This window comes from Thiomonas bhubaneswarensis, assembly GCF_001418255.1.
Classification (GTDB): domain Bacteria; phylum Pseudomonadota; class Gammaproteobacteria; order Burkholderiales; family Burkholderiaceae_C; genus Thiomonas; species Thiomonas bhubaneswarensis.
In genome coordinates, this window is the sequence record NZ_LIPV01000006.1 from 114,329 (window position 1) to 127,277 (window position 12,949).

The 12,949-nt window shown below is 65.1% G+C and carries 13 protein-coding genes; 11 read left to right on the forward strand and 2 right to left on the reverse strand.

Going from position 1 to position 12,949, the window contains the following annotated elements; all coding sequences use genetic code 11:
• Window positions 1-42: 42 nt before the first annotated feature.
• The 10 genes from trpB to ASC45_RS09490 all read left to right on the forward strand — a co-directional run bounded on the left by trpB (window position 43) and on the right by ASC45_RS09490 (window position 10,371).
• A complete protein-coding gene (trpB, locus tag ASC45_RS09445) occupies window positions 43-1,275 on the forward strand; it encodes a tryptophan synthase subunit beta (RefSeq protein WP_055450787.1) in 1,233 nt (410 codons plus the stop codon).
• Window positions 1,272-2,069 carry a tryptophan synthase subunit alpha gene (trpA, locus tag ASC45_RS09450; RefSeq protein WP_055450788.1) on the forward strand — a complete coding sequence of 266 codons (798 nt, stop codon included), beginning with the start codon at window positions 1,272-1,274 and terminating at the stop codon, window positions 2,067-2,069. Before trpB ends, trpA begins: the two co-directional genes overlap by 4 nt.
• A 12-nt stretch (window positions 2,070-2,081) precedes the next feature.
• Window positions 2,082-2,957 (forward strand): acetyl-CoA carboxylase, carboxyltransferase subunit beta, encoded by an 876-nt coding sequence (gene accD / locus ASC45_RS09455; RefSeq protein ID WP_055450789.1) that lies wholly within the window; start codon window positions 2,082-2,084, stop codon window positions 2,955-2,957.
• Window positions 2,958-3,005: 48 nt separating this feature from the next.
• Window positions 3,006-4,412 carry a bifunctional folylpolyglutamate synthase/dihydrofolate synthase gene (locus ASC45_RS09460; protein ID WP_055450790.1) on the forward strand — a complete coding sequence of 469 codons (1,407 nt, stop codon included), beginning with the start codon at window positions 3,006-3,008 and terminating at the stop codon, window positions 4,410-4,412.
• Window positions 4,409-5,272 (forward strand): SPOR domain-containing protein, encoded by an 864-nt coding sequence (locus ASC45_RS09465; RefSeq protein WP_055450791.1) that lies wholly within the window; start codon window positions 4,409-4,411, stop codon window positions 5,270-5,272. Before ASC45_RS09460 ends, ASC45_RS09465 begins: the two co-directional genes overlap by 4 nt.
• Window positions 5,269-5,760: a CvpA family protein gene (locus ASC45_RS09470; RefSeq protein WP_055450792.1), complete on the forward strand. Its 492-nt coding sequence runs from the start codon at window positions 5,269-5,271 to the stop codon at window positions 5,758-5,760. The genes ASC45_RS09465 and ASC45_RS09470 overlap by 4 nt, the downstream gene beginning before the upstream one ends.
• A gap of 39 nt (window positions 5,761-5,799) precedes the next feature.
• A complete protein-coding gene (purF, locus tag ASC45_RS09475) occupies window positions 5,800-7,302 on the forward strand; it encodes an amidophosphoribosyltransferase (protein WP_055450793.1) in 1,503 nt (500 codons plus the stop codon).
• Window positions 7,299-8,513 (forward strand): O-succinylhomoserine sulfhydrylase, encoded by a 1,215-nt coding sequence (locus tag ASC45_RS09480; RefSeq protein WP_055450794.1) that lies wholly within the window; start codon window positions 7,299-7,301, stop codon window positions 8,511-8,513. The genes purF and ASC45_RS09480 overlap by 4 nt, the downstream gene beginning before the upstream one ends.
• A gap of 48 nt (window positions 8,514-8,561) precedes the next feature.
• Window positions 8,562-9,971, forward strand: a complete 1,410-nt coding sequence (gltX, locus tag ASC45_RS09485) for a glutamate--tRNA ligase (RefSeq protein WP_055450910.1) — start codon at window positions 8,562-8,564, stop codon at window positions 9,969-9,971.
• Window positions 9,972-10,113: 142 nt separating this feature from the next.
• Entirely contained in the window at window positions 10,114-10,371 is a 258-nt protein-coding gene (locus tag ASC45_RS09490) for a hypothetical protein (protein WP_055450795.1), read from the forward strand.
• Between the two features lie 108 nt (window positions 10,372-10,479).
• Here ASC45_RS09490 and ASC45_RS09495 read toward each other — a convergent pair whose 3' ends face one another.
• Window positions 10,480-11,526 carry a quinone-dependent dihydroorotate dehydrogenase gene (locus ASC45_RS09495; RefSeq protein ID WP_055450796.1) on the reverse strand — a complete coding sequence of 349 codons (1,047 nt, stop codon included), beginning with the start codon at window positions 11,524-11,526 and terminating at the stop codon, window positions 10,480-10,482.
• A gap of 75 nt (window positions 11,527-11,601) precedes the next feature.
• Between ASC45_RS09495 and rpiA the strand changes: the two genes are divergently transcribed.
• Window positions 11,602-12,264 carry a ribose-5-phosphate isomerase RpiA gene (gene rpiA / locus ASC45_RS09500; protein WP_055450797.1) on the forward strand — a complete coding sequence of 221 codons (663 nt, stop codon included), beginning with the start codon at window positions 11,602-11,604 and terminating at the stop codon, window positions 12,262-12,264.
• Window positions 12,265-12,297: 33 nt separating this feature from the next.
• Here rpiA and ASC45_RS09505 read toward each other — a convergent pair whose 3' ends face one another.
• The gene (locus ASC45_RS09505; protein WP_245610016.1) at window positions 12,298-12,942 is read right to left on the reverse strand and encodes a glutaredoxin family protein; all 645 of its coding nucleotides are present in this window, start codon (window positions 12,940-12,942) and stop codon (window positions 12,298-12,300) included.
• Window positions 12,943-12,949 lie beyond the last annotated feature (7 nt).

The window sequence follows — 12,949 nt, forward strand, 5'->3', positions numbered from 1 at the left end:
GCCGGTGCGCAGCGCCCGTCTGGTGCCAGACGAGACCCCATCATGTTCGAATACGCCTACCCCGATGCCCAGGGCCATTTCGGTCCCTACGGCGGCAGCTTCATCGCCGAAACCTTAAGCCATGCCCTGGAAGAGCTCCGGGCCGCTTACGACCATTACAAGAACGACCCGGAATTCCTCGCCGAATTCCGCTACGAACTCAAGCACTTCGTCGGTCGCCCCTCGCCCATCTACCACGCCGCCCGTCTGAGCGACAAGCTCGGCGGTGCGCGCATCTATCTGAAGCGCGAAGACCTCAACCACACCGGCGCGCACAAGATCAACAACACCATCGGCCAGGCCATGCTGGCGCGGCGCATGGGCAAGCCCCGCGTGATCGCCGAAACCGGCGCGGGTCAGCACGGTGTGGCCACCGCCACCATTGCCGCGCGCTACGGCATGGAATGCGTGGTCTACATGGGCAGCGAGGACGTCAAGCGCCAGTCGCCCAATGTCTACCGCATGAATCTGCTGGGCGCGCGCGTGGTGCCCGTCGAGTCGGGCAGCAAAACGCTCAAGGATGCGCTCAACGAAGCGCTGCGCGACTGGGTGACGAATGTGGAAAACACCTTCTACATCATCGGCACCGTGGCCGGGCCGCATCCTTACCCGCAGATGGTGCGCGACTTCCAGCGGGTCATCGGCGACGAATGTCTGCAGCAGATGCCCGAGATGACCGGCCGCCAGCCCGACGCGGTGATCGCCGCCGTGGGCGGAGGCAGCAATGCGATGGGAATTTTCTACCCCTACATTCCGCATGAAAACGTGCGTCTGATCGGTGTGGAGGCCGCCGGTCACGGCCTCGACACGGGCAAGCACGCCGCATCGATTTCCGCGGGCAGCCCCGGCGTGCTGCATGGCAACCGCACCTATCTGCTGCAGGACGTCAACGGCCAGATCATCGAGACGCATTCGGTCTCTGCCGGGCTCGACTATCCCGGCGTCGGCCCCGAGCATGCCTGGCTCCATGACCTCGGGCGCGCCGAATATGTGGGCATCACTGACGACGAGGCGCTGGCCGCTTTCCACGAGCTGTGCCGCGTCGAGGGCATCATCCCGGCGCTGGAATCCAGCCACGCCCTGGCGCATGCCATCAAGCTGGCGCCGCAAATGCGCCGCGACCAGATCATCCTGGTCAACCTGTCGGGGCGCGGGGACAAGGACATCAACACCGTGGCCGAGCGCGAGGGCGTGAACTTCGACACTCTTTTCGCCGCCAACCGGAGCGCACGATGAATCGCATCGACCAACGCTTTGCCCAGCTTCGCGCCCAGGGCCGCAAGGCGCTCATACCCTACATCGCCGCGGGCGATCCCGCCCCGTCGGCGACGGTGGAGATCATGCACGCTTTGGTGCAGGGCGGCGCCGACGTGATCGAACTCGGCGTGCCGTTTTCCGACCCCATGGCCGACGGGCCGGTGATCCAGCGTGCCACCGAGCGCGCCATTGCCCGTGGCATCGGCCTGCCCCAAGCGCTCGACTTCGTGCGCGAATTTCGCCAGACCGATGATGTCACCCCCGTCGTGCTGATGGGCTATGCCAATCCGGTGGAGCGCTTCGGCGTCGAGGCCTTCGTGGCCGCTGCCAAGGCGGCCGGTGTCGACGGTGTGCTCATCGTCGACTATCCGCCGCAGGAAAGCGAGGCCTTTGCCGCGGCGCTCAAGGCGGTCGACATCGCCCCGATCTTTCTGCTCGCACCCACCAGCACTGACGCCCGCATGGCCGATGTCGGCCGCATCGCCAGCGGGTATGTGTACTACGTCTCGCTCAAGGGTGTGACGGGCGCGGGCCATCTCGACACCTCCGCCGTGGCCGCCATGCTGCCCCGCATCCGCGCCCAGGTGAGCGTGCCCGTGGGAGTAGGATTCGGCATCCGCGACGCGCAGACCGCGCGAGCGATCGGCCAGTTGGCCGATGCCGTGGTCATCGGTTCACGTCTGATCGAACTGATGGAGGCGCAGCCCGCCGAGCAGGCGGCGGTCGTTGCGCGCGGCTTCATTCAAGACATTCGCCAGGCCCTCGACGCCTGAGGAGAGACGCACATGAGTTGGCTTGAGAAACTCCTTCCTCCGAAGATTCAACAGACCAGCCCGCAAGACCGGCGCCAGGTGCCCGAAGGTCTATGGGTCAAGTGTCCGTCTTGCGAAACCGTGCTGTACAAGTCGGATCTGGAGCTCAACCAGAATGTCTGCCCGAAGTGCAGTCACCACATGCGCATCGGCGCGCGCGCCCGGCTCGACGCCCTGCTCGACCCCGAAGGCCGGTATGAGATCGGCCAGGAAGTCCTGCCGATCGACCCGCTCAAATTCAAGGACAGCCGCAAATATCCCGACCGTCTCAAGGAAGCGCTGGAAAACACCCAGGAGACTGATGCCCTGGTCGTCATGGGCGGCGCCATTCAAACGCTGCCCGTGGTGGTGGCCTGCTTCGAGTTCGAGTTCATGGGCGGCTCCATGGGCTCGGTCGTCGGCGAGCGTTTTGTGCGCGGGGTGCAGGCGGCCATCGAGCAGAAGGTGCCGTTCATCTGCTTTACCGCCACGGGCGGTGCGCGCATGCAGGAGGGGCTGCTCAGCCTGATGCAGATGGCCAAGACCAACGCCGCACTGACTCAGCTCAGCGCGGCAGGGTTGCCGTTCATCAGCGTGCTGACCGACCCGACCATGGGCGGCGTCTCGGCCAGCTTTGCCTTCATTGGTGACGTGGTTCTGGCCGAGCCCAAGGCTCTGATCGGTTTCGCCGGCCCGCGGGTGATCGAGAACACCGTGCGCGAAAAACTCCCCGAGGGCTTCCAGCGCGCTGAATTCCTGCTGCAAAAAGGCGCGGTCGATCGCATCGTTGATCGCCGCGAACTGCGCCGGGAACTGGCGCAGATGCTGGCCATGCTGCTGCGGCAACCTGCCGATTCGATCGCTTCCTGATTCTCAAGACTTCCCGCCGCGCGTTGTTGCGCGCGGCGGTTGTTCCGTATGGCCCCCACACCCCACACTCTGGACGGCTGGCTGTCCCATGCCGAGTCGATCCACGCTCGCGCCATCGACATGGGGCTGGAGCGGGTGCAGCGGGTGCGCGAGATCATGCAGCTTCAGTTCGTCTGCCCGGTCATCACCGTGGCGGGGACCAACGGCAAGGGCTCGACCTGCGCGATGCTCGAGGCCATCCTGCTGGCCGCAGGCTATCGCGTCGGGGTCTATACCTCGCCGCATCTGGTGCATTTCGAGGAACGCTGCCGCATCGACGGCCAGGCGGTGCAGGCTCAGGATCTGTTGCCGCATTTCGCCGCGGTCGAGCGCGCTCGCCTGACGGCTGGCCCGGGCGCAACGGCGGTGAGCCTGAGCTATTTCGAGTTCACCACCCTGGCGATTCTGTCGCTGCTGGCGAGTGAGCGCCCCGAGGGCAGGGCTGCGCCCAGCCCGCCCCCCGAGGGGGTCAAGGAAACTTGGGACGGCCTGGCGTTTCCTTGCGAGCGTCTCGATGCGGTCATCCTCGAAGTCGGTCTGGGCGGTCGCCTCGATGCGGTGAACGTCATCGACACCGATTGCGCCATACTCACCAGCATCGATCTCGATCATATGGAATACCTCGGGCCCGACCGGGAGGCGATCGGACGGGAGAAGGCCGGCATCATGCGCTCCGGCAAACCGGCCATCGTCAGCGATCCGCAGGCGCCGGCCTCGGTGCTGGCCCACGCCAAAGCCATCGGCGCCGACCTCTGGCTGGCAGGACGCGATTTCCACTACACCCACCTGCCGCAGCAATGGAGCTGGCAGGGACGCGCGCAGCGTCGGCACAGCCTGGCGTTTCCGGCGCTGCGTGGTGCCAATCAGTTGCTCAACGCCAGCGGCGTGCTTGCGGCGCTGGAGGCGATGCAGGCCTCGCTGCCCGTGGCCGCGCAGGCGGTGCGCGAGGGTTTTGCCCGGGCGGAGCTGCCCGGACGGTTTCAGGTGCTCGCAGGCCAGCCCACGCTGGTGCTCGATGTCGGTCACAATCCGCACGCCATCGCGGTGCTGGCGGAAAACCTCGACAGCATGGGCTACTTCCCCGTCACCCATGCCGTGTTCGGCGCCATGGCCGACAAGGATATTGCGGGCATGCTGAGGCGCATGCTGCCGCTGATCGACGTCTGGCATCTCTGCGACCTGCCCACGCCGCGTGCCGCCACAGCGCAACAGATCGCCGAGAGCCTGATCGCCCTCAAGCCGCAGGCTCGCATCGTGTTGCACGCCGACCCGATTCAGGCACTGGAGGCAGCGGCTGCCGAGGCGGAGCTGGCCGATAGAATCGTGGTTTTCGGTTCCTTCTACACCGTCGGTGGTGTGATGCAGAAGGGGCTGCCCCGACTTCACGGCAAGCATCTCGAATCCTCCCCGCAATGACTCTCGGCGCTCCCCGCAATTCCGCCCGTCGCACCTCCCGGGGCGATAACTCAGACTCGCAAAGCCAGGACACCCTGCGCACGCGCGCGCGCAGGAGGCTCATCGGCGCCGTGGCGCTGGTTCTGCTGGGGGTGATCGTGTTTCCGCTGGTGTTCGACTCCAAGCCCAAACCGGTGCCGTCGAACATCGCGCTCGACATTCCCTCGCAGACCAAGGCGCCCGGCCTGGCGGTACCCGCTTCGGCGCCCGTGCTGCCTGCGGCGTCCAGCGTCGCGGTGCCAGCGGGGGAGCACTCAGCCGCGGCGCACACCGCAAGCGCGGCTTCCACGCCTGCGCAGACGGCTGCGCCCTCGACGACGCCCGCTCCGGCAGCCGCGCCCAAGCCCGCCGCAGTCGAGCCGGTTGTGCCTAAACCTGCGGCGCCGCCGCCTAAGCCTGAGGCTGTCGCGCCCGCCCAGCCTGTGACCAAGCCGACGAGTCCATCGCCTGATCAGGCTCGTCAACTGGCCAGCGCACGCCAGGCGCTCGCTGCGCTGGAGGGCAAGTCACCCGACCAGATTTCCACGGCGCAGGCTGAAGCGGCGCTTGCGAGCAAGAAGACTTCGGCGCCGGAAGACGCAGCCCCATCCAAGGCGCGGTTCGTGGTGCAGGCCGGGGCGTTCGCCGATGCGCATGCCGCCCAGTCGGTCCGGGCCAAGATCGAGAAAGCCGGCTTCAAGACCTACACCCAGGTGGTCGATACGCCGCAAGGCAAGCGGGTGCGGGTGCGAGTAGGGCCCTTTGCTTCGCGCGACGAGGCCGAGCGGGCTTTGCACAAACTCAAGGCGCTCGGACTGAGCGGCGCGGTGTTGACGTTGTGAGCCCGCTGGACGGTTTCCTGCTGGTCGTGGTGGGCTTGAGCGTGCTGATCAGCCTGCTGCGAGGCGCGGTCTATGAAATCGTCACCCTGCTGGGCTGGATCGGCGGCGTCTGGTTTGCCGCGCATTTCGCGCCCAGCCTGGGTGCAAGGTATTTGCAGGCCATCGACAATGCCGAGATGCGAATGCTTGCGGCCTATGCGATGTGCTTCGTCGTGGTGGTGCTGAGCGCGGGCATCCTCGCGTCGGCGTTGCGTCTGCTGTTGCGTGCGACGGGTTTTGGCATTCTGGACCGCAGCATGGGCGCGCTGATCGGTCTGGCCAAGGGCGTTGCGCTGTGCCTGCTGCTCGTCGCGCTGGCGGCTCAGACGGCGCTGGCGCAGAGCACCATGTGGAAAACCGCCGTGCTTATTCCGCCGGCGCAGTCTTTGCTGCTGGCGATCCGGCCCTGGCTGCCGATGGCTCTCGTGACCCGTTTGCCGCAAGGCTGACGGGCCGGCTCTCTCCTCGTTTCCTGAAAGATCAACTCCATGTGCGGCATCGTCGGTGTCATCTCGCAACAACCCGTGAACCAGCTGCTCTACGACGCGCTGCTGCTGCTGCAGCACCGCGGCCAGGACGCTGCGGGCATCGTCACGGGCTCGGGCTCCAAGCTCTATATGCACAAGGCGCGGGGCATGGTGCGCGATGTGTTCCGCACTCGCAATATGCGCGCGCTGCCGGGCGATTACGGCATTGGGCAGGTGCGCTATCCGACGGCGGGCAATGCCGAAAGCGAGGAGGAGGCGCAGCCCTTCTACGTCAACGCGCCGTTCGGTCTGGTGCTGGCGCACAACGGCAACCTGATCAACGCGGTGGCGCTCAAGCGTGAGCTGTTCGATGTCGATCACCGCCATATCAACACCGAGTCGGACACGGAGGTGCTGATCAACGTGCTCGCGCATGAGCTCGAGCGCCGCACCCACGGCCTGACGCTGGCGATCGACGACATCTTCGCCGCGGTGCGCGCGGTGCATCAACGCTTGCGCGGCTCGTATGCCGTGGTGGCGCTGATCGCGGGGCACGGGCTGCTGGCGTTTCGCGATACGTTCGGCATTCGTCCGCTGTGCTTCGGCACCGCAGGCGAGGGTGGCGAGGTGATGGTGGCGAGCGAGTCGGTCGCGCTGGAAGGCACGGGCTACAAGTTCGAGCGCGACATCGCGCCGGGCGAGGCGATTTTCGTCGACCTGCAAGGCCGGGTGCACAGCGAGCAATGCGCCAGCGCAGCGCAGCGCAATCCCTGCATCTTCGAGTACGTCTATCTTGCCCGCCCCGACTCCGTGCTCGACGGCGTGTCGGTCTACCGCGCCCGCCTGCGCATGGGCGAAACGCTGGCGCAGCGGGTCATCTCGGTGCTGCCGCCCAGCGAGATCGACGTGGTCATACCCATTCCCGAGTCGAGCCGACCGTCGGCCATGCAACTGGCGCACAAGCTGGGTCGCCCCTACCGCGAGGGTTTTGTGAAGAACCGCTATGTGGGGCGAACCTTCATCATGCCTGGACAGGCGGTGCGCAAGAAGTCGGTGCGGCAGAAGCTCAACGCCATCGGCCAGGAGTTCGCTGGGCGCAATGTGCTGCTGGTGGACGACTCGATCGTGCGCGGTACCACCTCGCGCGAGATCGTGCAGATGGCGCGTGAGGCCGGGGCGCGCAAGGTCTATCTGGCGTCGGCGGCGCCGCCGGTGCGCTATCCCAACATTTACGGCATCGACATGCCCACGGCGTCTGAACTCGTGGCGCACAACCGCAGTGTCGAAGAAATCCGGCAGATCATCGGCGCCGATGTGCTCATCTACCAGGATCTCGACGCGATGAAGCGGGTGATCCGCGAGGTCAACCCCGACATCACCGAGTTCGAGGCCTCGTGCTTCGATGGCAACTACATCGCGGGCACCCTGCCGCCCGAGGAGGGCCATAACCGGGGTGCCGTCGTTGCGCCCAACACGGGGAGGCTCAGCCTGCAAGGCAGCGAGGAGCAGGGGCAGCCGTCATGACGGTGGACGATCAAAACGGCGCTCCGCTGGCGCTCGACACCCTCGCGGTGCGCGAGGCCTTGCCGCGCACACCCTACGGTGAAAACAGCGAGGCGCTGTTTCTGACCAGCAGCTTCGTCCATCCCGACGCCGCCACTGCGGCCGCACGGTTTGCTGGCGAGCAGGAAGGCTTCGTCTATTCGCGTTTTTCCAATCCCACCGTATCGAGTTACGAGCGGCGGCTCGCCGCGCTCGAAGGCGCTGAGGCCTGCATGGCCACGGGCAGCGGCATGGCGGCCATCCTGCTGCTGGCCATGGCGATGCTCAAGGCTGGCGATCATGTGATCTGCTCGCAGGGCGTGTTCGGCTCCACGATCAATCTGTTCGGCCGCGAACTCGCGCGATTCGGCGTGGAAACGACGTTCGTCTCGCAGACCGATGTGAGTCAGTGGGCGGCGGCCCTGCGTCCCAACACCCGTCTTCTGTTTGCCGAAACACCGTCCAATCCGCTGACCGAGGTCTGCGACATTGCCGCGCTGGCCGATCTGGCCCACGGCGCAGGCGCCGAGCTGGTGGTGGACAACTGTTTCTGCTCCCCGGCCTTGCAGCGGCCCCTCGATTTCGGCGCCGACTGGGTGATTCATTCGGGCACCAAGTATCTGGATGGACAGGGACGGGTGATCGCCGGCGCGGTGTGCGGCAAGGCCGCGCCGATCCACGACAAGCTGCTGCCGGTGCAGCGCACCGTAGGGCTTTCGCTCTCGCCGTTCAACGCCTGGGTGGTGCTCAAGGGCATGGAAACCCTCGGCGTGCGCATGCAGGCGCACAGCGCGGCGGCCCTTGCGATGGCGCAGTGGCTGCAGACGCAACCCGCTGTCGGCCGGGTGTTCTATCCCGGCCTGGAGTCGCATCCGCAGCACGCGCTGGCCATGCGTCAGCAGAAGACCGGGGGCGCGGTGCTGTCTTTCGAGCTCAAGGCCGCCGATGCGCAACAGGCGAAGGCGCGGGCGTTCCACGTCATCGACCAGACGCGCATCTGCTCCATCACCGCCAATCTGGGCGACACCAAAACCACCATCACCCACCCGGCGACGACCACGCATGGGCGCCTCAGCGAAGCGCAGCGCCAGGCTGCGGGCATCGGCCAGGGGTTGATTCGTCTGGCCGTGGGGCTGGAGGATGTGAGCGACCTTCAGCGCGATCTGAGCCGGGGGCTGCAGACCCTGGTTTGACCGTACCCCATCGCTTTATTGGCCTCACATGACTTTGCCAACCTGACCATGACCACCGAGCCGCACCGCGTCCGCACCCGATTTGCTCCCAGCCCTACCGGATTCATCCACCTCGGCAACATCCGTTCGGCGCTCTATCCCTGGGCGTTCGCTCGCCACCACGGCGGTGATTTCATCCTGCGTATCGAGGACACCGATACCGAGCGCTCGTCCGAGGAGGCCGTGCAGGTCATCCTTCAGGCGATGGACTGGCTTGGCCTCGATTATGACGAAGGCCCGTTCTATCAGATGCAGCGCATGCCGCGTTACCGCGAGGTGCTCGATCAGCTTCGCGCGGCGGGTTGGGTCTATCCCTGCTATATGTCCACCGCCGAGCTCGATGCCCTGCGCGAGCGCCAGACCGCGGCCAAACAGAAGCCGCGCTACGACGGCACCTGGCGCCCAGAGCCGGGCAAGGTGCTGCCGCCGATTCCCAAGGGTGTCCAGCCGGTATGGCGCTTCAAGACGCCAACGACGGGCGTCGTGGGCTGGCACGATTTTGTCAAGGGCAGGGTGGATATCCGCAACGAGGAGCTCGACGACCTCGTGGTGGCCCGACCCGACGGCACGCCGACCTACAACTTCTGCGTCGTGGTGGACGACATGGACATGCGCATCACCGACGTGATTCGTGGCGACGATCACGTCAACAACACCCCGCGGCAACTGCACATCTTCCATGCGCTTGGCGCCCAACCTCCGCGTTATGCACACCTGCCCACCGTGCTCAACGAGCAGGGTGAAAAGCTCTCCAAGCGCAATGGCGCCAAGAGCGTGCTGCAGTATCGCGACGAAGGCTATCTGCCCGATGCCGTGGTCAACTATCTGGCGCGTCTGGGCTGGTCTCACGGCGACGCGGAGATTTTCTCCAGGGCGCAGTTTCTGGAGTGGTTCGACCTCGATCATCTGGGCAGTTCGCCCGCGCAGTTCGACGAGGCCAAGCTGCGTTGGGTCAACGCGCACTACATCAAACACACGCCTCCGGATCAGTTGGCCGCGCTCGTCCGCCCGCTGCTGGAGCGCGACGGGATCACCGCGCAGTCCCCCGATCTGCAAGCCGTCTGCGCGCTGCTGCATGACCGCGCCCAGACGTTGCCTGAATTGGCACAACAGACCCTGTTGTTCTACCGGCCGACCCAGCCCGATGCGTCTGCGCTCGAACAGCATCTGAGTGCGCAAGCAAAACCGGCCCTGATCGATCTGCGCCAGCAACTGGCCGACCTGCCGGAATGGACACGCGAGGCGATTGCCGCCGCGTTCAAGGCCGTGCTCAAGCAGCATGGCTTGAAGATGCCACAACTGGCCATGCCCGTGCGTCTCATGCTGACGGGGCGTGAGCAGACGCCAGCTGTCGACGCGGTTCTGGCCCTGCTGGGTCGCGAGGTCGTGCTGCAGCGGCTTGCCCCATTCCTCGACTGATAGACAGCGGTTTTTGCTCGGACCGACTGGGCGCTGGAGCATACTTCCGGTTATAATTTGACGGTGTTTAACGGGGCAATTTTTCTGTTGCATGTGGTATGCGGCAGACAGTGCGTCCCACAGTTCCATCAGAGGGGTAAACGTGGCAAAAGCGACGACCACAGGCAAAACCAACGGTGTTGAACTCGAAGAGTCAAACTCCTCCACCTCCGCAAAATCGGCAGATCCCTGGGATTTGATGATGCAGAACGCGGAAGAAGTGGCTTCCACTTTCCGCAAGCGCCCGCAGGTGAAAGTGTCTTCGCCTTGGCGCGAAGGTTTCGGTAGGCCGCTTTCCCAGCGATCCCGCGAAATCTATGAGCACATCACGGCCAACAAGACCCGGCTGAAGCAAAAATAACCGACCCGCCGGCCGCTCCGGCCCTTTGGATTCACTCAGAAAAAGCGCCTGCAAACACAATTTGCAGGCGCTTTTCTTTGGGCGGTTTTTCGGGCGGATCACTCCGCTCTATCGTTGTCCACCTTGATTGGCCTCCAGCGCCAAAGCCCTGGCGCATTCGCTCACCAGTTCCGGGCCGCGATAAATCAGGCCGGTGTAGAGCTGCACCAGATCGGCACCGGCGCGCAGCTTTTCAACGGCATCAGCCCCCGTCAGAATGCCGCCGACGCCGATGATGGGCACCTGCCTACCCAGACGCTGCCGCAGCCGCGCGATCACGCGCACCGAAGCCTCGCGCACGGGCGGGCCACTCAGGCCGCCCGCCTCTTGCGCATGCGCCATGCCCGACACCGCCTCGCGGGAAAGGGTCGTGTTCGTTGCAATCACGCCGTCCATTCCATGCGCGAGCAGTTGGTCGGCAATGACGTCGATGTCGGCGTCGTCCAGGTCGGGCGCGATTTTCAGCAGCATGGGCACGCGGCGGCCGTGCTGTTGGCTCAGGCGCTCCCGGGTTTCGGCGAGTCCGCTGAGCAGGCCCTGCAAGGCCGCATCGCTTTGCAACTGTCGCAGATTTCGGGTGTTGGGCGAAGAGATGTTGATGCTGACATAGTCAGCCTGGGTGTACACCCCTTCCAGACCGATGCGATAGTCGTCGAGGGCCTGCTCGACCGGGGTGCTGGCATTCTTGCCGATGTTCAGGCCGATGGGTACGGGCCGGTGGCTGCGCCGCACATGCCGCAAAAAGGCTTCGAGCCCGGCATTGTTGAACCCCATGCGATTGATCAGGGCCTGAGCCTGCGGTATCCGGAACATGCGCGGTTTGGGGTTGCCGGGCTGCGGCCGTGGCGTGACGGTGCCAACCTCGACAAAACCAAAACCCATGGCCGCGAGCGCGTCGATGGCCTCGCCGTTCTTGTCGAGCCCGGCAGCCAGGCCGACGCGGTTGGCGAAGCGCAGGCCGAGCAGTTCCACGGGATCGCGCACCATCGGGTGGGCATACAGAATCGACAGCCCGGCAGAATGCGCCAGGCGAATGCCGTTCAGCGTGAGCTGATGCGCCCATTCGGGATTGAGGCGGAACAAAATCGGGCGAATCAGGCGATAGGAGATCGGCATGGAGGACAGGGAAGGTCGCCGCGGCCCGGATGGCGCAGCGATAATGAAGACTGACATTTTTCGTGAAGACCCGACATGACGCAAGACGAACTCAAACAGCAGGTCGCCGCGGCCGCGCTCACCCATGTGCCACACGGCGAAATCATTGGCGTCGGCACAGGTTCGACGGTGAATTTCTTCATCGATGCGCTGGCGGGCATCAAGGACCGAATCAAGGGCGCCGTGTCGAGCTCCGAGCGCTCGACCGAGCGCATGCGTGCGCATGGCATCACCGTGGTCGATCTCAACGAGGTCGAGAAGCTCTCGGTTTATGTCGATGGTGCCGACGAGATCGACCCCAGCGGCGCGATGATCAAGGGCGGCGGCGGTGCTCTGACCCGCGAGAAAATCATCGCCGAAGCCGCTGAGCGCTTCATCTGCATCGTCGATCAGAGCAAGCTGGTCCCGGTGCTGGGCAAATTTCCTTTGCCGGTCGAAGTGGTGCCGATGGCGCGCGAGCTGGTGACCCGTCGTTTGCGCGCTCTTGGGGGCGACCCGCGCGAGCGCTCAGGCTACATCACCGATAACGGCAATCTGATTCTCGACGTGCATGGGCTACAAATCGCGCAGCCGCGCGACTTCGAAGCCCGGGTGAACCAGATTCCCGGCGTCGTGACCGTCGGTCTGTTCGCGCTGCGTGGCGCCAATGTGGCCCTGATCGGTACCGCAGAGGGTGTGCAGCGTAAAGATTTTGTTTGACCTAAGCTTGGCTGAACCGCGACTCGTTGCCCGTCAGAACTGAAAGCCCTTCGGGGCGTTCGGATTCGGCGGAGGCAGGACCGGCGGCGACGCCGGGGTGCTTGCGGGTTTGCTGGCGGCCTGTTGCGGCGCGGCCGGCGGAACGAGCGGGGTAGGCTGAGGGCGAACAAAATCGCGCGGCAACTCGTTCTTCTTGGGATAGCCCGCCGCGTCGAGCGCGATATCCCAGTTGCTCGAACTGAATCCCTCGGTGAGTTTGGTGCTCCCGATGATGACCAAGGGCAGCTTGTCGCTGCCGCCCGAAAGGGCCTTGTAGGCTTGGATGTCGGCGTTGGTGGTGATGGTCTTTTCCGAAAACGGAATGCCGCGCTGCTTCAGGTAATCGCGTGCCGCGTCGCAGGCACTGCACTGTGGGGCGGTGTAGAGCGTGACCGGATATTTTCGTGCCGCTTCACGCAGGCCCGCGGGCAAACGGTCGATCGAGCTCGGGGCGGGCGCGCCAGTGGCCGACAGTGACTGCACCTTTTGACCCTGCGCATCGGTGGGCGGAACGTCGCTGAAGGTGATGGAACCATCGGGGCCGACGATCTTGTAAATGGCCCAGGCCGGAGTCGTGGCCGCCAGGCTCAGCGCGAAGGCGGCGGACAACAGGGACGCACTGCGTAAGGTAGGTTTCATCACTCTG